Source organism: Blautia sp. AF26-2, from assembly GCF_003460955.1.
GTDB classification, from domain to species: Bacteria; Bacillota; Clostridia; order Lachnospirales; family Lachnospiraceae; genus Fusicatenibacter; species Fusicatenibacter saccharivorans.
Map to the genome: position 1 here is coordinate 191,132 of NZ_QTWD01000007.1, position 21,976 is coordinate 213,107.

Annotated in this window: 22 protein-coding genes; 18 read left to right on the top strand and 4 right to left on the bottom strand. The window is 48.0% G+C overall.

Going from position 1 to position 21,976, the window contains the following annotated elements; genetic code table 11:
* The first annotated feature begins 227 nt into the window (after positions 1-227).
* From DWY63_RS10955 to trmL, 6 genes are all read left to right on the top strand, one after another.
* The gene (locus DWY63_RS10955) at positions 228-1,979 is read left to right on the top strand and encodes a B12-binding domain-containing radical SAM protein (protein ID WP_117802090.1); all 1,752 of its coding nucleotides are present in this window, start codon (positions 228-230) and stop codon (positions 1,977-1,979) included.
* 66 nt (positions 1,980-2,045) lie between these two features.
* Positions 2,046-2,783, top strand: a complete 738-nt coding sequence (locus tag DWY63_RS10960; RefSeq protein ID WP_243001881.1) for a 3'-5' exonuclease — start codon at positions 2,046-2,048, stop codon at positions 2,781-2,783.
* Between the two features lie 24 nt (positions 2,784-2,807).
* Complete coding sequence (locus tag DWY63_RS17980; RefSeq protein ID WP_022462412.1) at positions 2,808-2,966, top strand: hypothetical protein; 159 nt, start codon at positions 2,808-2,810, stop codon at positions 2,964-2,966.
* 55 nt (positions 2,967-3,021) lie between these two features.
* The gene (locus DWY63_RS10965) at positions 3,022-4,530 is read left to right on the top strand and encodes a VanW family protein (RefSeq protein WP_117802091.1); all 1,509 of its coding nucleotides are present in this window, start codon (positions 3,022-3,024) and stop codon (positions 4,528-4,530) included.
* A 135-nt stretch (positions 4,531-4,665) separates the two neighbouring features.
* On the top strand, positions 4,666-5,646 hold the full coding sequence (locus tag DWY63_RS10970; protein ID WP_118666573.1) for an AIR synthase-related protein: 981 nt from the start codon (positions 4,666-4,668) through the stop codon (positions 5,644-5,646).
* Positions 5,647-5,678: 32 nt separating this feature from the next.
* A complete protein-coding gene (trmL, locus tag DWY63_RS10975) occupies positions 5,679-6,179 on the top strand; it encodes a tRNA (uridine(34)/cytosine(34)/5-carboxymethylaminomethyluridine(34)-2'-O)-methyltransferase TrmL (RefSeq protein WP_117802093.1) in 501 nt (166 codons plus the stop codon).
* A 42-nt stretch (positions 6,180-6,221) separates the two neighbouring features.
* On the opposite strand, the gene DWY63_RS10980 is transcribed toward trmL, so the two are convergent.
* The 4 genes from DWY63_RS10980 to DWY63_RS10995 form a co-directional block, all read right to left on the bottom strand.
* Positions 6,222-6,713: a CinA family protein gene (locus tag DWY63_RS10980; RefSeq protein WP_117802094.1), complete on the bottom strand. Its 492-nt coding sequence runs from the start codon at positions 6,711-6,713 to the stop codon at positions 6,222-6,224.
* A 63-nt stretch (positions 6,714-6,776) separates the two neighbouring features.
* Positions 6,777-8,195, bottom strand: a complete 1,419-nt coding sequence (locus DWY63_RS10985) for a sensor histidine kinase (protein WP_117802095.1) — start codon at positions 8,193-8,195, stop codon at positions 6,777-6,779.
* A complete protein-coding gene (locus tag DWY63_RS10990) occupies positions 8,195-8,899 on the bottom strand; it encodes a response regulator transcription factor (protein ID WP_022461607.1) in 705 nt (234 codons plus the stop codon). The genes DWY63_RS10985 and DWY63_RS10990 overlap by 1 nt, the downstream gene beginning before the upstream one ends.
* Positions 8,900-8,973: 74 nt before the next feature.
* On the bottom strand, positions 8,974-11,349 hold the full coding sequence (locus DWY63_RS10995; protein WP_055220632.1) for an endonuclease MutS2: 2,376 nt from the start codon (positions 11,347-11,349) through the stop codon (positions 8,974-8,976).
* Between the two features lie 501 nt (positions 11,350-11,850).
* Between DWY63_RS10995 and DWY63_RS11000 the strand changes: the two genes are divergently transcribed.
* The 12 genes from DWY63_RS11000 to DWY63_RS11055 all read left to right on the top strand — a co-directional run bounded on the left by DWY63_RS11000 (position 11,851) and on the right by DWY63_RS11055 (position 21,947).
* Complete coding sequence (locus DWY63_RS11000; protein WP_117760729.1) at positions 11,851-13,305, top strand: S1C family serine protease; 1,455 nt, start codon at positions 11,851-11,853, stop codon at positions 13,303-13,305.
* Positions 13,306-13,542: 237 nt separating this feature from the next.
* Positions 13,543-14,493, top strand: a complete 951-nt coding sequence (locus DWY63_RS11005; RefSeq protein WP_055228015.1) for a 3'-5' exoribonuclease YhaM family protein — start codon at positions 13,543-13,545, stop codon at positions 14,491-14,493.
* Entirely contained in the window at positions 14,490-15,878 is a 1,389-nt protein-coding gene (rlmD, locus tag DWY63_RS11010; RefSeq protein ID WP_117802096.1) for a 23S rRNA (uracil(1939)-C(5))-methyltransferase RlmD, read from the top strand. Before DWY63_RS11005 ends, rlmD begins: the two co-directional genes overlap by 4 nt.
* Before the next feature lie 286 nt (positions 15,879-16,164).
* A complete protein-coding gene (locus tag DWY63_RS11020) occupies positions 16,165-16,632 on the top strand; it encodes a DUF6075 family protein (RefSeq protein WP_117802098.1) in 468 nt (155 codons plus the stop codon).
* Complete coding sequence (locus tag DWY63_RS18175) at positions 16,619-16,783, top strand: hypothetical protein (protein ID WP_166462287.1); 165 nt, start codon at positions 16,619-16,621, stop codon at positions 16,781-16,783. Before DWY63_RS11020 ends, DWY63_RS18175 begins: the two co-directional genes overlap by 14 nt.
* Positions 16,784-16,798: 15 nt before the next feature.
* The gene (locus DWY63_RS11025) at positions 16,799-17,575 is read left to right on the top strand and encodes a ParA family protein (RefSeq protein WP_117802099.1); all 777 of its coding nucleotides are present in this window, start codon (positions 16,799-16,801) and stop codon (positions 17,573-17,575) included.
* Positions 17,568-18,473: a ParB/RepB/Spo0J family partition protein gene (locus DWY63_RS11030; RefSeq protein ID WP_117548358.1), complete on the top strand. Its 906-nt coding sequence runs from the start codon at positions 17,568-17,570 to the stop codon at positions 18,471-18,473. The genes DWY63_RS11025 and DWY63_RS11030 overlap by 8 nt, the downstream gene beginning before the upstream one ends.
* On the top strand, positions 18,454-19,629 hold the full coding sequence (locus DWY63_RS11035; RefSeq protein ID WP_117548359.1) for a DUF6017 domain-containing protein: 1,176 nt from the start codon (positions 18,454-18,456) through the stop codon (positions 19,627-19,629). The genes DWY63_RS11030 and DWY63_RS11035 overlap by 20 nt, the downstream gene beginning before the upstream one ends.
* Before the next feature lie 6 nt (positions 19,630-19,635).
* Complete coding sequence (locus DWY63_RS11040; protein ID WP_096241083.1) at positions 19,636-19,974, top strand: DUF6050 family protein; 339 nt, start codon at positions 19,636-19,638, stop codon at positions 19,972-19,974.
* 145 nt (positions 19,975-20,119) lie between these two features.
* On the top strand, positions 20,120-20,440 hold the full coding sequence (locus DWY63_RS11045; RefSeq protein ID WP_278309072.1) for a helix-turn-helix domain-containing protein: 321 nt from the start codon (positions 20,120-20,122) through the stop codon (positions 20,438-20,440).
* A 445-nt stretch (positions 20,441-20,885) separates the two neighbouring features.
* A complete protein-coding gene (locus DWY63_RS11050; RefSeq protein ID WP_004612797.1) occupies positions 20,886-21,521 on the top strand; it encodes a sigma-70 family RNA polymerase sigma factor in 636 nt (211 codons plus the stop codon).
* 3 nt (positions 21,522-21,524) lie between these two features.
* Complete coding sequence (locus DWY63_RS11055) at positions 21,525-21,947, top strand: RNA polymerase sigma factor (RefSeq protein WP_004612796.1); 423 nt, start codon at positions 21,525-21,527, stop codon at positions 21,945-21,947.
* Positions 21,948-21,976: the final 29 nt, after the last annotated feature.

The following is a 21,976-nucleotide window of genomic DNA, read 5'->3' on the forward strand; positions in this document are numbered from 1 at the left end:
TTAATATAACATGGATTCGCGAAAATTGCAACTGTTTTATCGAAAATCGCGAAAAAATTGTGCTTTTGGAGGAATGGCGGTGTATTTTCGTTCGAGAATGTGGTAGTATAAAGGGTATGCAAAGAGATGTACTCTCGGAATCTTTCTGCAAAAATCATCTCTCAAAATCAAGCACAGAAAGGCTCCGAGAGTACAGAGAGGAACAAAGGAGAAATGGTAAAAATAGTATGAAAATGATTCTGACTGCGGTCAACGCAAAATATATTCATTCCAATCTCGCAGTTTACACGCTGCAGGCGAGCGCGGAGAAAGCCGGTGTGTTCCCGGAGATCCGTGAGTTTACGATCAACCAGTCAAAAGATTCCATGCTGCGGAGTCTGTTTCTGGCGCATGCGGATGTCGTCTGTGTGTCGTGTTATATCTGGAACATATCTATTGTGGAAGATTTGATTACAGAATATCACAAAATCAGCCCGGAAACGAAGATCTGGCTTGGCGGGCCGGAGGTGTCGTACCACGCGGAGGAGATGCTGGAGCAGTATCCGTTCCTTGACGGAATCATGAAGGGTGAGGGCGAAATTACCTTCCGTGAACTGGCAGTGTATTACCAGAATCAGGAGAACGGCGCGGATGGGAAAACGCTTGAAGAGATCCACGGCATTACATACCGTGATGCAGAAGGAGCCATCAAAAGCAACCCGTGGCGTCCGGTCATGGATCTGTCCGAGGTGGATTTTCCGTATGCGAATCTGAAAAAATTCGAGAACCGCATCATTTATTATGAGTCAAGCCGCGGTTGCCCGTTTTCATGCAGTTACTGTCTTTCTTCTATTGATAAGCGGCTTCGGTTCCGAAATCTGGATCTGGTCAAAAAGGAACTCGCCTTTTTCCTGGAACAGAAAGTACCGCAGGTCAAATTTGTGGACCGTACGTTCAACTGCAAGAAAGACCATGCAATGGCGATCTGGAAATTCATTGCGGAGCATGACAACGGCGTGACGAATTTCCACTTTGAGATTGCCGCTGATCTGATTACTGAGGAGGAACTGGAACTCTTAAATACCCTGCGCCCGGGGCTGGTACAGCTTGAGATCGGCGTTCAGTCTACGAATCCGCAGACGATCGAGGCGATCCACCGGAAGATGGATTTTGGAAGAGTCACAGAGATTGTAAACCGGATTGCGAAGGGAAGAAACATCCATCAGCATCTCGACCTGATCGCGGGCCTGCCGTATGAGGATTATGACAGTTTCCGCCGTTCGTTTGCGGATGTCTATGCACTGCGTCCGCAGCAGTTACAGCTGGGATTTTTGAAAGTGCTGCGCGGTTCTTTCATGTATGAGCATACCGAGGAATATGACTGCCATTATCAGGAACGGGAGCCGTATGAGGTGCTTTATACGAAATGGCTGCCGTATGATGATGTGCTGAAACTGAAAGACGTGGAAGAGATGGTAGAAGTCTATTACAACAGCGGTCAGTTTGTCCACACGCTGCCGATGATCGAGCGGTTGTATGAGAACCCGTTCGACTTCTTCCAGGAACTCGGTGATTTCTACCGGGCGAAGGGCTACAGTGAGGCGGCGCATAACCGGATCCAGCGGTATGAAATTCTGCTCGAGTTTTTACGGGACGAAAAACAGCAGGACGAAGCATTCTTCCGCCAGATGATGGTACTCGATCTGTATGCGCGGGAAAATATGAAGACGCGGCCGCATTTTGCAAAGGATCCGTCGGAATGGAAAAACGAATCGCGTGATTTTTACCAGAAGGAAGCCGAAACGAGAACGCTTCTGCCGTCGTATGCCGCATACGACTGGAAACAGCTGCAGCGCATGACGCATCTGGAAGTCTTTGACTATGATGTGCTTGGAAGCGGAGAAAAGGCACGAAAGGTGATCCTGTTTGATTATCAGAAGCGCGATCCGCTGACCGGAAATGCGGAAATGATCGACTGCAGCAGCGGTTTTTACGCTTGACATTTCGAAAGAACATGAGATACTAATATTGCGTTGCAAAACGCGATCCGAAAAAGGAAAATACGTATGAAAATTCAAGATTTTGTAGTACTGGACCTCGAGACGACAGGGCTTTCGGTGAAGGAAGACCAGATTCTGGAGATCGGAGCGGTAAAGGTGCAGGGCGGAGAGGTCGTCGCATCGTATGAGACGTTTGTAAATCCGGGGAGAAAAGTACCGGAGCGGATCACCGCACTTACCGGCATCCGGGATGAGATGATCGCGGATGCGCCCGATGTGGAGAATGCCGTCCGTGGATTTTTAACCTTCTGCGGCGACCTGCCGCTTCTTGGCCACAATATTCTGTTCGATTACAGCTTTATCAAACAGGCGGCCGTCAACGCCCGTCTGGAGTTTGAAAAAGAGGCGTGGGATACTTTAAAAATCGCACGGAAAGCACTGCCGGATCTGGAGAGCAGAAGCCTTGAAGCACTCTGCGGCTACTATCAGATCCCGCGGGAACACGCACACCGTGCAATGGACGATGTGCTGGAAACGCTGGCACTGTTCCGAAAACTGGAAGAAGGATTTTCGGAAGATCACCCGGAATGGTTTGCCGCAGCGCCTCTGAAGGCCAAAATGAAACGTGAGGTTCCGGCGACGGAGGCACAGAAAAAATATCTGGCGGATCTGATCCGGTACCATGAGCTGGATCTCGAACCGGAGTGGGGAGCACTCACAAAAAGCCGTGCATCCCGCATGATCGATCAGATTATTCTGGCACATGGAAGAATGGAAAAACGACAGAGAACTGAGAAAAAATAGAAGAGAAAAAGAAAGGATGGAACGATGAGTAATAAAGTCAATCGAAAAGCCCCGACAGAGGCACAGAAAAAGAAGAAAGATCCGCTGGCAAAGAAGAGAAATGCAGCAAAGATACTGGCATTGATTCTTGCAGTGGTTATGGTGCTTGGTATGGTTCTTCCAGCACTTTTATGGCTGGTGTAAAGAGATTCTGTAAAAGACAGAGTGAAATGGGAAACGGATCAAGAAGAGGCACAGTATGAAAAACAGCAGAAAAATGAGAGGCCTGCTGGTGATGCTTATCGCATTCGCATTCTGCTTTTTGGCAGAACCAGTCAAAGCGGATGACCGGACAGCGCTGGACGGAATCTATGTAGAAGACATTTCCGTCGGCGGTATGACCGAAGAGCAGATCACACAGGCAGTAAACGACAAAATTGAACAGTTAAAACCCTCGGTTATCAACCTGTCTGCCGGAGAGCAGAATGCACAGGTGACAGCAGGGGATCTCGGACTTTCCTGTGCCAACCCGGAGGTGGCAAGAGAAGCCGTCACAATCGGGCAGGAAGGCAATGTACTGAAGCGGTTCCTGACACAGAACCGGCTCAAAAATGGAGAGACGGTGACGTTTTCCCTGAAATATACAGTCGATGGCGAGGCAGCGCGCCAGGCGGTAGAAAACAACACGGCTGTGCTGAACCGCGAGGCAACAGATGCAACGCTGACCCGCGAAAACGGCGAATTTATCGTCAATCCGGGCCAGACCGGATGCAGCGTCAACGTGGATGAGTCCATGGCGAAGGTTGTCAATTACCTGACGACAAGCTGGCGGGGCGGCATCGGCGGCGTAGAACTGGTAACAGAAGAAACACCGGCAGGCGGTAATCCGGAGCAGCTTGCACTTGTCAAAGATCTGCTCGGCGAGGGTACGACGGAGTATGGCAACGGTACGAGCGGCAGAAAACAGAATGTCGCAGTCGGCGCAGAGAAGATTAACGGAACGCTGGTACAGCCGGGCGAGGAATTTTCCGTAGAGGCGGTCGTTGTGCCGTTTGATGCGGAAAATGGTTATGCACTGGCAGCATCGTATGAGATGGGCAAGGTCGTCGATTCGTACGGCGGCGGTATCTGCCAGGTTTCCACAACGCTCTATGTTGCTGTCTTAAAAGCAGAGCTTGAGGTGACGGAGCGGTACAGCCATTCCATGATTGTCCACTATGTGGATCCGTCGATGGATGCGGCGATTGCAGAGGGATTGAAAGACCTGAAATTCATCAACAATACGGATGCGCCGATTTATATTGAGGCGAGCGCGGACGGAAGCACCCTGCATTTTGCCATCTACGGCCATGAGACGAGAGATCCGAACCGCACGGTCCACTATGAGAGTGAGACGACAAACACGGAGGATCCGACGCCGAGCCTGACGGAAGATGCGAATGCATCGTTTGGAACAATTGAACAGACATCGTACGGCTATCAGGGTTCGACGGCGCGGCTGTGGAAGATTGTGAATGACAATGGAAATGAGACGAAGGAGCAGGTGAATTCCAGCACTTACCGCATGACATCGGATGTCTATACCGTGGGAACAAAGACGGACAATGCAGCGGCGCGTGCGGAAATGCAGGCGGCGATTGCGGCAAATGATCTTGCAAAAGCAAAGGAAGTTGCAGCGAAATACAGCCAGAGCAGTTCGTCATCGAGTTCTTCGGAGAAGAAGGAAGACAGCAGCGATACAGAGAAAACGGAGGACGATGAGGACTAGGCGTTTTCTGGTTACAGTTCGCTGGGAACCAGTGAACTGTAACATTTTCCGTGAAAAATGGGAAAGCAGAGGGAAAAGGAGTACGGATTCCGTCTGCTTTTTCGTTTGAAACAGGAAGTTCGAGGAGGACAAGGGATGCGAAAGGGTAAATTACAGCAGAGCGTGCTGGTGCGCTCGGTGTTTAAGATGCTGGGGCAGAAAAGAGAGGACGCAGCAGGGCCGGCGGTTGGACGTGGGGTATCGGCATTTGCAGGAGAAAAGGAGACGCAGGTGTTTTCGTGTGCGCCGGTGCTGGTGAAGGATCCGGAGGACGCGGTGCTCGCGGTCTGCCGGGTGTGCAACAGTGTGGCCGCGGCGGGGGCATCGGCAAAAGGAGTGCTGGTGTCGCTGATGCTGCCGGAGGCGATGGAAGAAAAGGATTTAAAGGAGCTGATGCGGGCGGTTGACGGTGCGTGTGTGCGGTATGGAACTGCGGTGATCGGCGGGCATACGGAGGTGACGGACGGGGTTTTGTATCCGGTGCTTACCGTGACGGCGGCAGGCGGGACAACGCGTGCGGGGCTGTTTGATCCGTCGTGTGTGACAGCGGATTTGGATCTTGTCGTGACGAAGGGGATTGCGCTTGGCGCGGTGTCTTATCTGGCAAAGACAAGAAGGGATGAGCTTCTGACGAGATTTTCTCCGGGATTTATCCATGGGGCGGCGGATTTTTCGGAGGATTACTCTGTCTGCCGTGAGGCGGAGATTGCGATCGAGCACGGTGCGGCTGCGATGCAGGATCTCTCGGAGGGCGGGATTTTCGGGGCGCTCTGGGAGATGGCGGACGGCGCGGGTATCGGGCTTGATGTGGCGCTGAAGAGGATTCCGATCCAGCAGGAGACGGTGGAGATCTGTGAATTTTTCGGGGTGAATCCGTATCAGATGCTTTCGACGGGGGCGCTGCTGATTGCGGCGGCGGACGGCGAGGGGCTGGTGCAGAAAATGGCACTCGAAGGGATTCCATCGGCGGTGATTGGGCGGACGACATCCGGGAAGGAGAGGATTCTCCGGAACGGGGAAGAGGTCCGGTATCTGGATAAGCCGCAGATGGATGAGATGTACCGGGTTGGCAGATAAGGCTTAAATATACGACAGGAGTGATTGGTAAAATGGCACATTTGAATATTGTTCTTCATGAGCCGGAGATTCCAGCAAATACAGGTAATATCGGACGGACGTGTGTGGCGACGGGGACGAGGCTGCATCTGATTAAGCCGCTGGGGTTTGATATTTCGGACAAGGCGGTCAGGCGCGCGGGGCTGGATTACTGGCCGAAGCTGGATGTGACAGTGTATGAGAGTTACGAGGATTTTCTGGAGAAAAATCCGGGGGCGAAGATTTACTATGCGACGACGAAGGGGCCGCAGACGTATGTGGATGTGCAGTATGAAGAGGACTGCTTTATCATGTTCGGAAAGGAAAGCGCGGGGATTCCGGAGGATATTCTGTACGATAATCAGGAGACGGCGGTGCGGATTCCGATGATTAATGATATTCGGTCGCTGAACCTTTCAAATTCCGTGGCGATCGTACTGTACGAGGCACTGCGGCAGAATAGCTTTGACCATATGCAGCTCGCGGGGCATTTGCGGACGCATGAGTGGAGGTAGACGGACGGGACTCTGGTGATCGTAGACGGAGCTGCATTCTTTTTATAAGGAAGAAGTTAAGATCATTTCCAATTCGGCAAAGACCTGCTCTGCGTAAAGCTGTTTGATTTCGTGGCGGGTCATGCCGGAGACGTTGGTCTGGAAGGTGAAGGTGTGGGCTTGGGCTTTGTATAAAACACAGAAGTAGACGACGCCCTGTACGCTGTCAGCGTTGTTGGGGTCGAGATTTCCGGTTGTGCCGGTGATTCCGATGGCGATGGCGGTGTGCAGGTTTTCTTGTACTGTGCGGGCCATGGCTTCGGCGCATTCGGGGGAGTAGACGCCGTGGATTTCGATGACGGAAGGGTCGACGCCGACGAGGACTTTGGTTTCGTTCAGATACGTGACGTAGCCGCCGGGGAAAATGGCGGAGGCGCCTTCGGTGTCGGTGATCAGGGAGGCGATCAGGCCGGAAGTGCAGCTTTCCATGGTGGAAATGGTGGTGTGGGATGCAATGAGCTGTTTGATGATGGAATCAATGGTGTTTGGGTTCATAGTGAAAATTACCTCCAGAGTTAGTTTGATATGTCTGGCAAAAAAGCCCCTAGGCGGAGGGGCTTATTTTGGTGCTTCGCCTTTGGCGAGTGTAAAGATAAATTCGGTACCAACGCCCTCTGTACTGATGACATTGATATTCTGGTTATGCGCAGTGATGATCTCTTTGACGATTGAAAGCCCAAGTCCCGTTCCTTTGCGGTCCTTGCCGCGGGAGGCGTCGAGCTTGTAGAAGCGCTCCCAGATTTTCGTGATGCTTGCCTTTGGAATGCCGCAGCCGGTGTCCTTGACGGAGACGAAGACTTTACCGTGCTTCTCCGTTGTCTCAACTGTGATGGTGGAATCGTTGTTGCTGAATTTGATTGCATTATCAATGAGATTGTACAGCACCTGCTGGATTTTTCCCATATCGGCGCAGACGTATAAGGTGCGCGATGCGAGGATCAGTGAAATGGAAATCCGCTTTTTTGTGCAGGTTCCCTCAAACGAAGCGGCGGTATCCTTGATGACGGCGTTGATGTCAAACGAGGTCAGATCGAGCATATTCCCTTTATCGTCGATGTCGTTCAGCGTCAGCAGGCTCTGCGTCAGCTTGTGCAGCCGTTCTGTCTCAAACAGAACGATTTTCAGATATTTTTCCTGCATTTCCGGCGGAATCGTTCCGTCTAGGATTGCCTCCACGTAGCCTTTGATCGAGGTCAGCGGTGAGCGGAAGTCGTGAGAGACGTTCGCCACAAATTTCCGCTGGTATTCGCCGGTCTTGTTCAGCTCGCCGGACATGTAGTTCAGCGTGGAAGCGAGATACCCCATCTCATCGTGAGATTTAACATCAATTTTGTGGGTCAGGTTGCCGGAGGCATACTCCTTTGCACCGTTGATGATCTTTTTCAGCGGCCGGTACACGACGAGGGAGAAAAAGATCAGAATCACAAACGAGAGTCCGAACACGAGCAGGAACAGAAAATCAATCCGTGCCAGCAGACTTTCCCTCTGCTGATAGACGTCCTGCAGCGGAAGGTGGATGGCGACATAGCCATTGATCCGGAAATCGGAGGTGACGGGAACCATGACGCTCAGCATCTTGTCTTCGAAATAGCCGAAAAACGTTCCCGTGCTGTAATACTCGCTGCCGAGCGCAACTGGATCAAAACCGTCGATGATCTCCGGGTTTTCCTCATCGAGTGCAGCTGCCGTGTTCAGCAGAATTTCCCCGTCTGCGCTGATGAGCCAGATCTTGGAATTGTGATAGGAAGCCAGTGCACTGAGCGAATTGTAAAGATCCGTCAGGGAACGCTCACTGTGGTAATAAAGGTCGCCCTGTTTGGAAGCGATCTGCGTGGCCTCCCGGTACAGACTGGTGCTCGCGCTGGAGACCAGACTGTCCTCCACCATGCGGGAGCCGACCGTTGAGATCAGCGTAAAGCCGGCAATGGCGAGAATGACATAAATGAGAATTAATTTCCGGTAAAGCGTGCGTCGCATTATTTTTTAACCTCAAACTTGTAACCGATGCCCCAGACCGTCGTGATGGCCCAGGAGGCATGGTCCTTGATTTTTTCGCGGAGACGTTTGATATGAACGTCTACCGTGCGGGTATCGCCGATGTACTCATAGCCCCAGATATGGTCGAGGAGCTGTTCTCGCGTAAAGACCTGGTTTGGTGAGGAAGCAAGGAAGTAGAGAAGCTCCAGTTCCTTCGGCGGCATATCGACGGTGCGGCCCTGGTAAATGACGGAATAGTTCGTCTGGTTGATGATAAGATCCGGGTACTCGACACATTTTCCTGCGGTCGCGGACACCGGGATCGTGCGTGATGGCTGAAATCTCCGCAGCACTGCTTTCACACGGGCAACGAGCTCCTTGGAATCAAATGGTTTGATGATGTAGTCATCCGCGCCGAGTTCCAGGCCGAGGACTTTGTCGAACACCTCGCCCTTTGCCGAGAGCATGATGATCGGAACATCGGAATCGTGCCGGATTTCGCGGCAGACCTGGTAGCCGTCCATGCCGGGCAGCATCAGGTCGAGCAGAATCAGGTTCGGCTGGAAGGAGTGAAACTCCCGGACAGCCTCTTCTCCATCGTTTACAATTTTTGTGTCATAGCATTCCTTGGTCAGATAGAGAGAAATCAGTTCTGCGATATTGTTATCGTCATCGACGATCAGAATTTTCTGTTTGGAAGCCATAAAAGATTCTCCTTCACTGGGGACAGGACGGAACCGCATACAGTATGCGTTCCGTCCCATATTTTCCTGAGTTTTTATTTCTTAAACGTAACAATCGTAACGCCGGCATCGCCCTCGCCAAATTCCGCTAAATGGAAGTCCGCTACGTGTTTCTGGCGGCGCAGATAATTGTGAATGCCTTTCCGCAGTGCGCCCGTTCCTTTTCCGTGGACAACGCGGACACTCGGCAGATGGGAGAGATAAGCGTCATCGAGATATTTGTCGAGTTCGGCAACCGCTTCATCCACCGTTTTTCCGAGCAGATTGATCTCGGTAGAAATCGTGGCAGCCTTGGAAAGCTTCGATTTTCCGCTGCTTGTGCGGGAGATGGACGGGCCGGTGATGACAGCCTCGTCGATCAGCACAAGGTCGGAGATATGCACTTTGGTCCGCATGATACCCATCTGGACGAAGAGATTTCCCTTCGAATCCGGGCGGGTGCTGACAGTACCTTTGAGATTCATGCTTAAGACTTTGACGGCATCGCCGAGATGAAGATCCTGCGGGCGGAGATTTCCGGTGCGCTTCGGCACTTCCTTCGCCTTTTTCTTATCGAGCTTGTTCATTTTTTCACGCAGAGCGGTACGTTTCTGCTCCATTTCGCGGACGGAAACATTCTCTTTTCCAAATTTCTGGAAATCGCGCATCGTCTGGTCGGCGTATTCCTTCGCCTCGCGGAGAATTCTCTGTGCCTCCTCGGTTGCATTGGAGATCATCTTTTCTTTTCTTGCGTCGATCTGTTCCTGATTCTTGGCAAGGCTCTGCTTCAGGGATTCGACTTCCGCGCGGGTGCGGGCAAGCTCTTCTTTTTCGCGTTCCAGCGTGATCCGGTTCTGCTCGAGAGTGGTCAGAACGTCTTCAAACGATTCATCCTGCTCGCTGATTTCGTCTTTTGCCTTGTTGATGATGTAGTCCGGCAGGCCGAGTTTGCTGGAAATCGCAAACGCATTACTCTTTCCAGGAACGCCGACGAGCAGGCGGTATGTCGGGCTTAAAGTCTCGACATCGAATTCACAGCAGGCATTCTCCACGCCCGGTGTGGATAAGGCATAGATTTTCAGTTCACTGTAGTGTGTCGTTGCCATGGTGCGGATGCCGCGCTCGTGGAGCGTAGAGAGGATCGCGATGGCAAGCGCCGCGCCCTCTGTCGGGTCGGTACCGGCGCCGAGCTCATCGAATAGGACGAGGGAATTGCGGTCTGCCTTGTCGAGGAAGGAAACCACATTCGTCATGTGGGAGGAGAAGGTACTCAACGACTGCTCGATGCTCTGCTCATCACCGATATCGGCGTAAACCTCGTCGAAAACGGAAAGGGAGGAGCGGTCGAGTGCCGGAATGTGAAGTCCGGACTGGCCCATCAGTGTTAAGAGTCCGACCGTCTTTAAGGAAACCGTTTTACCGCCGGTATTCGGTCCTGTGACGATCAGAAGGTCGAAATCTTCGCCGAGCGACAGATCAATCGGAACGACTTTTTTCGCATTGATCAGCGGGTGGCGTGCCTTGCGCAGGTGGATTTTACCTTCGGTGTTGAAGATCGGCTCATTGGCGTTCTGCTCCATTGCAAGAGCGGCGCGCGCGAAGATGAAGTCAAGCTCTACCATGTTTTCGAGGTCGTAACGGATCTCATCGCGGTGCAGGTCTGCCTGGGCACTCAACGTAGAGAGGATGACCTCGATTTCTTTTGCTTCTTCAATTTCCAGCTCACGGATATCGTTGTTCAGTTTGACAACGGCCATCGGCTCGACAAAGAAGGTGGAACCGGTCGAGGACTGGTCATGTACCATGCCAGGAACCTGGCCTTTGTACTCGGATTTGATCGGGATACAGTAGCGGCCGTCGCGCATCGTGATGACGGCATCCTGCAGATACGTGCGGTAGGAACCGTTGACGAGCGAGATTAACTGGCTGTGGATTTTTTCCTCACACGATTTGATGGAACGACGGATACGGCGTAGATTCGGGCTTGCATCATCGCTGATTTCATCCTCGGAGAGAATACAGCGGCGGATTTCCGTGGAAAGCAGCGTCAGAGGCTCCAGTGTTTCGAAGAGATCTTCGAGGCTGTCCGGCGTCTGGTCCGCATTTTCGCGGCGGCCGTACGCTTTGACGCGTGCCGTGTTTTCCAGAAGTGCGGCGGTCTGCAGAAGCTCCGTGATGTTCATGGAGCTGCCGATTTCGAGACGCTTTAATGCGCCGCGGATATCTTTGGCATCACCAAAGGAAATGTGGCCTTTTTTAAAGAGCCGGGTGAGCGCGTCGTGTGTTTCGTGCTGCATCCGTGTAATCTGGGAAAGGGAAGAGGAAGGAACGAGTTCCAGACATTTCTTCCGGCCCAGCGGAGAACTGGCATACGAAGCCAGTTGTTCGATAATTTTGTCGTATTCGAGCGTTTTTAATGCTTTCTGATTCATAATACTTACCTTTTCGTAATTCATAATTCAGTCATTGTCTACAGATAACGCGGTATTTTTGATGCAATACCGCACGGATCTGATGTTACAGTTCACAGGTACCCTGCGAACTGTAACATTCGCAGCCCTCATTTAAAGTTTTGCTTCGCAAAAGGAGGGCTGCTCACACCTGAATCACTTTCTTACGCAGCGAAACAGCAAGTGTTTCACTGCTGAGTGAACAGTAGCGATCTGATTATATATCTGCACGGGAAGTACAGACCGGAAGTGGAATGTGGGTCACAGGTTTTTCCACTCCCCCAATTATACCTTAAAAAAGAAAAGAAAGAAACCCCAAGAACGAGAAAATGCAGGATGTTGCGCAAATGAGAAAAAAATGTAACAGTCTTCATAAAATGTTCATATCTATCTGGTAAAGTTTTTTATATATGTGAAGATTGCGGAAGCGCATATGCGCAGAGCAGTTCGGTATGGAATACAGATGTATGGAGAAAGAAATGTATGGAAAATGACCCAAAACCTTACAAATTCATGAAAGAGAGCATCAAAAAGCAGCCGCCCGACTGGAAAAAGATTGTTCTTCTGATTGCCGGATGGCTGGCACTTGCGGCGCTTGGCGGTCTGGTTGCGGCCGCGGTATTTGCGGTGACAGAGCCAAAGATTGCAGAAGCAGTTACCAGGGAAGAGCTGCCGGCGAAAGTGGATATCCCGGGAGATGAGGATCCAAACAGCGGACAGGAGCCGGATGAGACAATTACCGCATCTTCGGCGAGTGCGTCGGTAGACAGCAGCGGCTCCGGTTCGGAAATCAGCAGTTCTACAGTGGATAGCAGTACTTCAGAAAGCAGTGTATCCGAAAGTACGGTTTCCGAAAGCACAGAGGAGAATGGAGCGGCAGAGGGAACGGAAAGCAGCACTTCCGAAGAGCCGGAGGAGGGCAGCGAGGTTTCCAGTGTCGATGGGGAAACGGATGCGGAGGAAAAGAACAGCAGCCTGAAAAATTATGAAGCGCTCTACCAGGATATGCTGGAAGTAACGGAAAAACCAAAACGAGCGCTGGTTACCGTCATCGGCATTACCAATCAGATGGACTATTTTAACCAGAACTATGAAAACCAGCAGCAGATTTCCGGTCTGATTGTTGCGGACAACGGGCAGGATCTCTTTATTCTGACGGAATACCGCATCGTGGAAAATGTGGAGCGGATTCAGGTCACCTTCTGGGACGAGACGATGGTGGATGCCACATACCAGCGCCACGATCCGAGCACCGGCCTTACGATTGTGAAGGTGGATGAATCGAAGCTGGATGAGGAAACACGGGACGGTCTTGCGGTTGCGCCGCTCGGCAGTTCGTATCTCGTCAGCCAGGGTGACCCGGTCGTGGCTGTCGGAAGCCCGGTCGGCTACAGCAATTCGATTGCGTATGGTGTGGTGACTTCGGTTACGAACAAGATTTCCGCGCTGGACAATGAGTACAATCTGCTGACCACCGACATCCTCGGCAGCACGGACGGCAGCGGCATTCTGGTAAATCTTGACGGCGAAATCGTCGGCATTATTGCGCAGAGTTACAGTGCCAAGGGAAACAACGTGGTGACGGGCATTGCGATTTCCCAGATCAAAAAGCTGATCGAAAATCTTTCCAACAACGTGAGCCGCGCGTATATCGGCATCCGCGGACAGGATGTCACAGAAGAACTTTCCGATAAAACCGGCATTCCAAAAGGCGTTCTCATCAGCCGCGTCGCAGACGATTCTCCGGCGATGATGGCGGGCATGAAAGAGTACGATGTGATTGTAAAGGTCGGGGAGCACAAGGTTGAGACGATCAAACAGTACCATGAACAGCTTGGCAAATACAGCACAGGAGACGTGGTTACCGTGACGGCGATGCGGAAAGGCGCTGAAGGGTATGCGGAGATGACGTTTGATGTGACGATGGGGGAAGTATAAAAAACAGAGGCTTTCGGGAGCAGAAAAAGCCGGTTTTAGCCGGTGGGGCTTCCGGAAGCTTTTCTTTTCGAATGGTTTTCCACTGGCGGATGAAAAAATACGTGCATTCTGCAGGAAAATCTGGTAGAATTGGTAAGGCATGCAGGAGCACAGGCTTTGCATCATAAAAACGGCATCATAGAAACAAAAACGGAACACTGTGTCCGCATTTATTTTAGAAAAAGAGGATTTATTTTTATGAAGTATATCAACGAACTCCGGGAAGGAAACCGCATTTCCGGAATTTATCTCTGCAAACATAAACAGTCGGCTGTTACCAAAAACGGAAAACAGTACGAAAACGTGATCTTACAGGATAAAACCGGTACGATCGATGCGAAAATCTGGGATCCGAATTCTATGGGAATCCGTGAATTTGAAGCACTGGATTATGTAGATATTATGGGAGATGTTTCCAGTTTCAATGGAGCACTTCAGGTTTCCATTAAAAATGCAAGAAAAGCGGAAGAGGGCGAATATAATCCGGCGGACTATCTGCCGACGAGCCGTTACGACATCAATACGATGTATCAGGAGCTGCTCTCCTGGATCGGAACGGTGAAAAATCAGTATCTCTCCGAACTGCTGACGTATTATTTTATCCAGGATCAGGAGACCGCAAAACGGTTCCGCATGAGCTCTGCAGCAAAAAGCGTGCATCACGGATTCGTCGGCGGCCTTTTAGAGCATACGTTAAGTGTCACCCGTTTCTGCGATTTTATGGTAAAATCGTATCCGATTCTGAACCGCGATCTGCTGATTACGGCAGCAATTCTGCACGATATCGGAAAGACGAAAGAACTCTCCTTATTCCCGCAGAACGATTACACCAATGACGGACAGCTGCTCGGCCACATCATGATCGGTGCGGAGATGGTACACGATGCGGCGCAGAAGATCGACGGTTTCCCACAGGAACTCGAGAATCAGTTAAAGCACTGCATTCTGGCGCACCACGGCGAGCTGGAATACGGTTCCCCGAAAAAACCGGCAATGGTAGAGGCGGTAGCGCTGAACCTGGCGGACAATGCCGATGCCAAAATGGAAACCCTGACCGAGCTGTTTGACGCAGCGCCGGCCGGCAATGAGTGGCTTGGCTACAACCGGTTCTTTGAGTCCAACATCCGCAGAACAGGAGACTTTTCATGAGCTATCAGAAAAATGATGTACTGACGGTGAAAATTGAAGATATGGGACACGACGGAGAGGGTATAGGCAAATGCGAGGGCTATACCCTCTTTGTCAAGGACACCGTCATCGGCGATCTTGCCGAGGTAAAAGTGATCAAAGCAAAGAAAAATTACGGCTACGCGCGCCTGATGCGCCTGATCGAGCCGTCCGCGCACCGCGTCGAGCCGGTCTGCCCGGTTGCACGTCCGTGCGGCGGATGCCAGTTGCAGATGCTCGACTATGCGGAGCAGCTTCGCTTTAAGGAGAAGAAAATCGCCGGAAATCTCCAGCGCATCGGCGGCATGGCGGAGATCCCGATGGAGCCGATCGTGGGGATGGAAAATCCGTTCCGCTATCGAAACAAAGCCCAGTTTCCGATCGGGCAGGATAGAAATGGAAAGCTGATTACGGGATTTTATGCGGGAAGAACGCATCAGATCATGGAAAACCGGAACTGTTATCTCGGCGTGGAGCAGAACGAGGAGATTCTGAACCGCATTCTTGCCTGGATGGAGGAGAACGGCGTTCCGGCATACAACGAGGAGACCGGCAAAGGCCTGGTGCGCCATGTGCTGATCCGGTTTGGATTTATGACGAAAGAGATTATGGTCTGTCTCGTTGTGAACGGAAAGAAACTGCCGGCCGAGGAGAAACTCATCAAATCGCTGACAGAACTCGAAGGCATGACAAGCATTACCCTAAGCGTAAACCGTGAGCGGACCAATGTGATCATGGGAAAAGAAATCCGCTGCCTGTGGGGACAGGGGTATATCACCGACTATATTGGAACCGTAAAATATCGGATCTCCCCGCTGTCCTTCTACCAGGTCAACCCGGCGCAGACGGAAAAACTGTACGGTCTTGCCCTGGAATACGCAGACCTCACCGGAAATGAGACGGTCTGGGATCTCTACTGCGGCATCGGAACGATTTCCCTGTTCCTCGCGCAGAAAGCCAAAAAAGTCTACGGTGTCGAAATCGTCCCGGAGGCAATCGCGGATGCGAAGAACAATGCGAAAATTAACGAGATCGAAAACGCTGAATTTTTCGTTGGAAAATCGGAAGAGATTCTTCCGGCCTACTACGAACAGTACGCCAAAGACCACCCGGGCGAACACGCCCACGCGGACGTCATCGTCGTCGATCCGCCGAGAAAAGGCTGCGAAGAAAACCTCCTCCACACCATGGCCAGCATGCAGCCGGACCGCATCGTGTATGTATCCTGCGATTCCGCAACGCTGGCACGAGATGTGAAGGTGCTTGGGGAGCTGGGGTATGAAGTAAAGAAAGTCCGAGGGGTTGACCAATTCCCGATGACGTGCCATGTCGAGACTGTGGTGTTGCTACAAAGGAAGAATATGTAGAAATCCTTGAATTTACGCACTTTGTAGAGTTTTTCAGTTTCAGAAAAATAGGTGGAAATCACAAAGAAAAGAGCCTTGTGAAGAAAGTAACCGTTGTTGTTGCGTTAGACCTCGGGACGGGGAACACAAAGAATCTTGAATATGAAAATGAATAGAGAGCTATCAGATCATTGATAGATTATAGGGATACTTGTTAAAAGCGGGTGTCCCTATTTTTTATAGGGCATTTCAGAAATGGAGTGTCTTTTTTATACCAAAATATTAAAAATTCAGGAGGAAAATGAAAATGACAAACACAGCGTTAAGAGCAGAGAATAGCAATTCTCGCACAATTACTTTCAAGAGCAGGGAACACGAAAAATTTTATGAGGAATATCTGAAAAAATGCAGATATCAGGATGTCTACCATCGGGCTTTGGTTTATTGCCTGGGTATCGACAGAGACACAAGAGATAATGTGAATAAAATCTATAATTTTAAAACTGGATGTGTAAAAACGGAATGCCTGCAGGAAGGGTGGCAGACCAGTGGAAGTTTACGAATTGTCCGTATGGCATTTAACCTGTATTGTAATGGAACACCAAGCGTCGGAGATTACGAAGCAGAAGAAGATCAGTTGAAAGAATGTCAGTGTTATACCGTAGAGGATCTGTTTTGCTGTGGATATGCCCGGTATTTCTGGGAAGCTATTAAAATCCGTTATCCAGAGTATTGCTTTTACAAAGACTGGGAGGATATATATGCTGAAAATTAGATTACAGGGTACTTTGAGGGACATTCAATGGTTTCGACGTATTTTGGAAAATCATAAGGAATTGGATGTCCTGGAAGTATCTGATGCTTATGCAAATAAAGGAACAAGTAAATATTTTCGTGTTTATGTAGAAGTAGAAGAAAAACAGTAAATCGGAGGAAGGTATATGTGTAAAGTAATTGCTATTGCAAATCAGAAGGGCGGAGTAGCCAAAACAACGACAACCATCAATCTGGGAGCCGGATTGACAAAGAATGGGAAAAAAGTAGTGCTGGTAGATGCAGATCCGCAGGGACATTTGACAATGGGACTGGGATTTCCCAAAAATCTCAAAGTGACTTTAAAGAGTATGATGGAAAATATCATCATGGGGCTGGAGTTTGACCCAAAGGAAGCAGTTTTACACCATGAAGAAGGGATGGATCTGATTCCGTCCAATAAATTGCTTGCCGGAATGGATATGTCCTTATTTACTGTTGAGGATAGGGAAAAAGTACTGAAAGAGTATCTGGAACTGCTGAAGGATGAATATGATTATATTCTGATTGACTGTATGCCATCATTGGGAATGCTGACAATCAATGCATTAAGTGCAGCGGACAGTGTTCTGATACCGGTACAGCCACAATATTATGCGGCAGATGGACTTATGGAATTACTGAAAGTGGTAAAAGGAATCCACCAGAGATTTAATCCGGAATTGCAGATAGAAGGTATTTTGTTCACAATGGATAATTGCCGTTACAATAATGCAAAGAGAAACAAACAGGCAATTAAAACTACATATGGAAATGACATTAAGATTTTTGAGCAGACGATTCCGAGAACGGAAAGTCTTGCAGAAACAGCATCTGAAGGTGTAAGTATATTTGCTTATGATGGAAAAAGCAAAGGGGCAGACAGTTACAGAGAACTGGTTCAGGAGGTGTTGAAACATGCGTAGACCGAAAAAAGAGATTCAGCTTACCTCTTATGATGAGTTACTGGGATTAGAAGAATCACCGGAAAAGAGTATGAACCAGGTTGTGGAAATAGAACTGGAAAAGCTCTATCCTTTCAAAAATCATCCATTTCATGTAAGCGATGATGAAAAAATGGCTGAGACAGTAGAGAGTATTAAAAACTACGGTGTTTTAAATCCTGCTCTGGTAAGACCCCGATCAGAAGGTGGATATGAACTGATTTCAGGTCACAGGAGAAAAAGAGGCTGTGAACTGTGTGGCAAAACAACTATGCCGGTCCTTGTCCGAAACTATACAGATGATGAAGCTGTCATAATTATGGTCGATTCCAACATTCAGCGTGAAAATATTCTGCCAAGTGAAAAGGCCCATGCCTATAAGATGAAATATGATGCTATGAAGCACCAGGGAAGTAAAGGTGAAAAATATACGGCAGATATGGTTGGTGAAACAGCCGGGGACAGTGGAAGAACTGTGCAGAGATATATCCGTCTGGCTTCATTATCAGATGGATTATTGGAATATGTGGACGATAATAAAATCCCTATGATAGTGGGAGAAAAATTGTCTTATCTGAAACCACAGGAACAGGAATGGCTTCTGGAAGGAATTGTCAACAGTAATATCTTTCCGACAAAACAACAGGCAGAACAATTAAAGGAATGCAGTGCAAATGGAAAATTAAATCAGGGTTATATCTATGCCGTTTTATTGAAAAAAGAAAACAGTAAAATCAATGTAACCATTCCGGCAAAAAGAATCGGCAATTATTTTCCAGAGACATATTCTAAAGAACAGATAGAAGAAGTCATTTTTATGCTTTTGGATAAATGGAAACAAAACAGAGAAGGAGTAGCAGATGCAGAAGATACAGTTTGATTATTTTACGGGAATGGAAGCGGAACAATATAGCTTTTATCGTGTCCCGAAAGTGCTGTTTACAGAACCATGCTTTAAAGCTCTTTCTTGTGAAGCAAAGGTATTATACGGTCTGATGCTGGACCGTATGAGCCTGAGCATTAAGAACCGATGGCTGGATTCAGAGGACAGAGTATATATTATTTTCACGGTGGAAGAAATTGCAGAGCTGATGAACTGTGGAACCCAAAAGGCAGTGAAGCTGGTAAAAGAGTTGGACAGTAATAATGGGATTGGACTGATTGAAAAGAAACGTCTGGGTCTGGGAAAGCCTAATGTTATTTATGTGAAAAATTTTATGCTCAGAGAAGTGCCAGACCAAAAGCCGATGGATAGCTGTGCAGATTTGCAATCAGAGCAGAAAAATTATAGAAAATGTGCAGATCTGCAATCTGAGCAGGGAAACCATGAAGAATGTGCAAATCTGCAATCAGAAGCTGAGAATAGGGAAAAAACAGGCACTTTTCTGAATTGTGAAAATCATCATTCAGGAGTAGTGAAATCCACAATTCAGGATTGTGTGGAATCACAATTACAGAATGGTGAAAATCACAATTCAGGAATGATGAAAACCACAAATCAAGAATTTCCAGAATCACAATTCCAAAATTGTGAAAATCATCATTCAAGAATAGTGGAAATCACAAAACCAGAATATCCGAAATCACAATCTAATAATACTGATATTAACAAGACTGATATTAGTGAAACAGAGATAAATCAATCCTATCCAATCATATCAGGCAATCTGAAAAAGAAAAGAGATGTGATGGAGGAGATGCGGGCATATCGTGAAGTGATTCATGAAAACATAGATTATCAATATCATGCCAAAGAAGATGTGGATGAACTGGTAGAACTGATGATTGAAGTTATGATGATGCCGGAGGACAGTATGATTCGGATCGCAGGGACAGAAAAGCCAGTTGCTTTGGTGAAAAGCAGGTTTATGAAGCTGAATTATTCACATATCGAATATGTGCTGTTTTGTCTGAATCGAAATACGACCAAGGTTGGAAACATTAAAGCATATCTTTTGACTGCCCTGTATAATGCCCCGGCAACGATAAACAGCTATTATCAGGCAGAGGTTAATCACGATATGTATGGAGGATAAAGGAACATGAGAAATATGATAAAAAAAGTTATTGTTCCAGCACTGGTGATTGTTGTATTGTTTGCAGTGCTGAGACCGCTTTGTATCCAGGATGGGAAGTGCAATTATTTATTGCTGTTGCTACTGATGGGGATACCATTCGGAATTGGAAAAATGTGTGTCTGGATGGTTCCAAGAGGGTTTGACCTTGGAGGAACACTGGCAGTATGGACAATGAATTTTCTGATCGGAGGATTGATAGGAAGTGTCGTTCTTCTGGCAATGGTTGGACAGGCAATCATTTATCTTAGTGTTTTCTTGCTCACAGTTATTACAGGAATACATAAAATACCGAGAATAAAATGAAATAGATCTTTTGAAAAGCAGCTAAGACAAAATTAGCTGCTTTTTTTCTGGAAACTTTGCGACACAATGTCGTAAAGCTGGGATAAATTGCAGGAAAGGAGACACCGTATTGAGCAATCGTGCAATTTCCACAGAACTTATTGAATTGGGAGAACGGATCAGAAAACGGAGACAGGAAATGAAGTTATCACAGGAATCTTTTGCGGAAAAAGCAGGTATCAGTGTCAATACGGTCAGCAGGATAGAAGGAGGGCAAACGGCAATGTCTGTTGAGATTTTCAGGAAGATGATTGAGATCCTGGAAACAGATGCCAATATCCTGATGGGAAAAGAGGGGGACGATGCAGAAAAAAGAAAGCAGTTTGAGGAAGTATTTTATCGTATTCAGAAGATGGAATGGAAAGAGCAGAAAATTATCATGCAGACAATAGATTCACTGATAGAAAGTTTTAATGAGTACAGGTGAAATTTCACCATATATGGGGTGTAAAACAAAAAAACTCCCCATATATGCTAAGGATAATAGTTTTTTGTGCTGTTAAAATAGCAAACAGAGAGAAAGAGACAGAAACAAGGAAGGGAGATAGGATTGATGACCAGACAAGAAAATTTAATCTATCGGAAGCAGTGTCCCTATGATGCAATGGGAGACTATTCTGTTTTAATGGAAAATGAAAAGAACATAAAAACGGAAAGAAATGCAAAGAAGTCTGACCGGGACATCAGACGGAAAATAAAATAGAGGATGCTGTAAATTAGCAGAAAGGGCAGTAAGGAAGTTTCAGGCTCTCGTTAAAAAAAACGGGTGTGTCGGAAGCTGTTTTTTACTGCCCTTTTGCCAGTAGATCAGTAATAATCCTATCCTTTCTGCTGATGGGCACCTGTTGCCAGCAGGCAGAAGGGTGGTAATTATGCTGACATTGCAGGAATTGAAACAGGTTGTAGGTAACAGGGAAGAAAGAAGAAAGGTTCCGTCCGCCAGGTATTTAAGAGAAAACGATGTGGCAGTTGTAAAGCAGAGACTGATAGATGGTGCGGAAATTATTGCGTATCAGACAGGATATGTTTTCTATTGTGCAGGTGATTATGGAACGGTTTTTCCTTTATTTACCTGTCGAGATTATGTATATGAAGCAGGAAGAAAAATAACAGTTGTTAAGGAAGATTTTTTTGATAATCAGCCCTGGTATGTGCGGTTGATATTAGAAGGTGAAGATCGGCTGTGCAGGAACAGGGAGGTACGAGAACATAATAATTGCATTTCATATAGCCATATTTCAGAAGGCTGGTGCGAATTGGTGGATAAAAGGCAGAATGTACTCGAAAAACTGATCATAGAAGAAGCTATTGGAGAATTCATGGATCTGCTGACTGACCGGCAGAGACAGGTGATTCATCAAATTTATTTTCAGCAGCGGACACAAAGAGAAGTGTCACGGGTGTTTGGAATTACAGAACCGGCAGTATCAAAATGTATTTCACAGGCAAAGCAGAAAATGAGAAGAAATGCGGGCAGACTGATCGGAGTGCTTCAGAAGGGAGAATAAAAGATGCGTGGTAAAAAACCAAAGGAAAGACAACGGTATGTGCTGCGTGTAAATGAAGTTCTCGTAGAAGTTACCAGAGACGTATATCTGGCATGGTACCAGTCAAGAAGAAAAGAAAGATACCAGCTTGAAAAAATGCAGAAAAATGGTGTATGCGGAATAGAAAAAGTAGGAGAAACGAGTTACAACAGTTATTTGCATATATTATCACCAGAAGAAATAGTCATCAGGGTGTCAGAAATACAAGAGCTGCAGGAAGCACTGAAATATTTGTCTGAAGAAGAAATGGAATTGATAAGATTATTATTTTTTGAAGAGTACACAGTTAAAAAAACAGCACAGTATTTCGGGTGTTGTACAAAGACAATCAGAAACAGGAAAAACAAAGTATTGCAGAAACTAAAAGACAGGCTGGAAACTTTGTAAGTTTTTGCTGTTTCAAAAAAATTTTATAA

What these genes read in the sequence shown, in the direction of transcription:
- DWY63_RS11000 (WP_117760729.1), top strand. Translation starts at nt 11,851, where the DNA reads ATGGAAAATGACCCAAAACCTTACAAATTCATGAAAGAGAGCATCAAA.
- DWY63_RS10955 (WP_117802090.1), top strand. Translation starts at nt 228, where the DNA reads ATGAAAATGATTCTGACTGCGGTCAACGCAAAATATATTCATTCCAAT.
- DWY63_RS17980 (WP_022462412.1), top strand. Translation starts at nt 2,808, where the DNA reads ATGAGTAATAAAGTCAATCGAAAAGCCCCGACAGAGGCACAGAAAAAG.
- DWY63_RS10990 (WP_022461607.1), bottom strand. Translation starts at nt 8,899, where the DNA reads ATGGCTTCCAAACAGAAAATTCTGATCGTCGATGACGATAACAATATC.
- DWY63_RS11020 (WP_117802098.1), top strand. Translation starts at nt 16,165, where the DNA reads ATGACAAACACAGCGTTAAGAGCAGAGAATAGCAATTCTCGCACAATT.
- DWY63_RS10985 (WP_117802095.1), bottom strand. Translation starts at nt 8,195, where the DNA reads ATGCGACGCACGCTTTACCGGAAATTAATTCTCATTTATGTCATTCTC.
- DWY63_RS10960 (WP_243001881.1), top strand. Translation starts at nt 2,046, where the DNA reads ATGAAAATTCAAGATTTTGTAGTACTGGACCTCGAGACGACAGGGCTT.
- DWY63_RS11035 (WP_117548359.1), top strand. Translation starts at nt 18,454, where the DNA reads ATGCAGAAGATACAGTTTGATTATTTTACGGGAATGGAAGCGGAACAA.
- DWY63_RS11025 (WP_117802099.1), top strand. Translation starts at nt 16,799, where the DNA reads ATGTGTAAAGTAATTGCTATTGCAAATCAGAAGGGCGGAGTAGCCAAA.
- DWY63_RS10980 (WP_117802094.1), bottom strand. Translation starts at nt 6,713, where the DNA reads ATGAACCCAAACACCATTGATTCCATCATCAAACAGCTCATTGCATCC.
- DWY63_RS10970 (WP_118666573.1), top strand. Translation starts at nt 4,666, where the DNA reads ATGCGAAAGGGTAAATTACAGCAGAGCGTGCTGGTGCGCTCGGTGTTT.
- DWY63_RS11005 (WP_055228015.1), top strand. Translation starts at nt 13,543, where the DNA reads ATGAAGTATATCAACGAACTCCGGGAAGGAAACCGCATTTCCGGAATT.
- trmL (WP_117802093.1), top strand. Translation starts at nt 5,679, where the DNA reads ATGGCACATTTGAATATTGTTCTTCATGAGCCGGAGATTCCAGCAAAT.
- DWY63_RS11050 (WP_004612797.1), top strand. Translation starts at nt 20,886, where the DNA reads ATGCTGACATTGCAGGAATTGAAACAGGTTGTAGGTAACAGGGAAGAA.
- DWY63_RS11040 (WP_096241083.1), top strand. Translation starts at nt 19,636, where the DNA reads ATGAGAAATATGATAAAAAAAGTTATTGTTCCAGCACTGGTGATTGTT.
- DWY63_RS10965 (WP_117802091.1), top strand. Translation starts at nt 3,022, where the DNA reads ATGAAAAACAGCAGAAAAATGAGAGGCCTGCTGGTGATGCTTATCGCA.
- rlmD (WP_117802096.1), top strand. Translation starts at nt 14,490, where the DNA reads ATGAGCTATCAGAAAAATGATGTACTGACGGTGAAAATTGAAGATATG.
- DWY63_RS10995 (WP_055220632.1), bottom strand. Translation starts at nt 11,349, where the DNA reads ATGAATCAGAAAGCATTAAAAACGCTCGAATACGACAAAATTATCGAA.
- DWY63_RS11030 (WP_117548358.1), top strand. Translation starts at nt 17,568, where the DNA reads ATGCGTAGACCGAAAAAAGAGATTCAGCTTACCTCTTATGATGAGTTA.
- DWY63_RS18175 (WP_166462287.1), top strand. Translation starts at nt 16,619, where the DNA reads ATGCTGAAAATTAGATTACAGGGTACTTTGAGGGACATTCAATGGTTT.
- DWY63_RS11055 (WP_004612796.1), top strand. Translation starts at nt 21,525, where the DNA reads ATGCGTGGTAAAAAACCAAAGGAAAGACAACGGTATGTGCTGCGTGTA.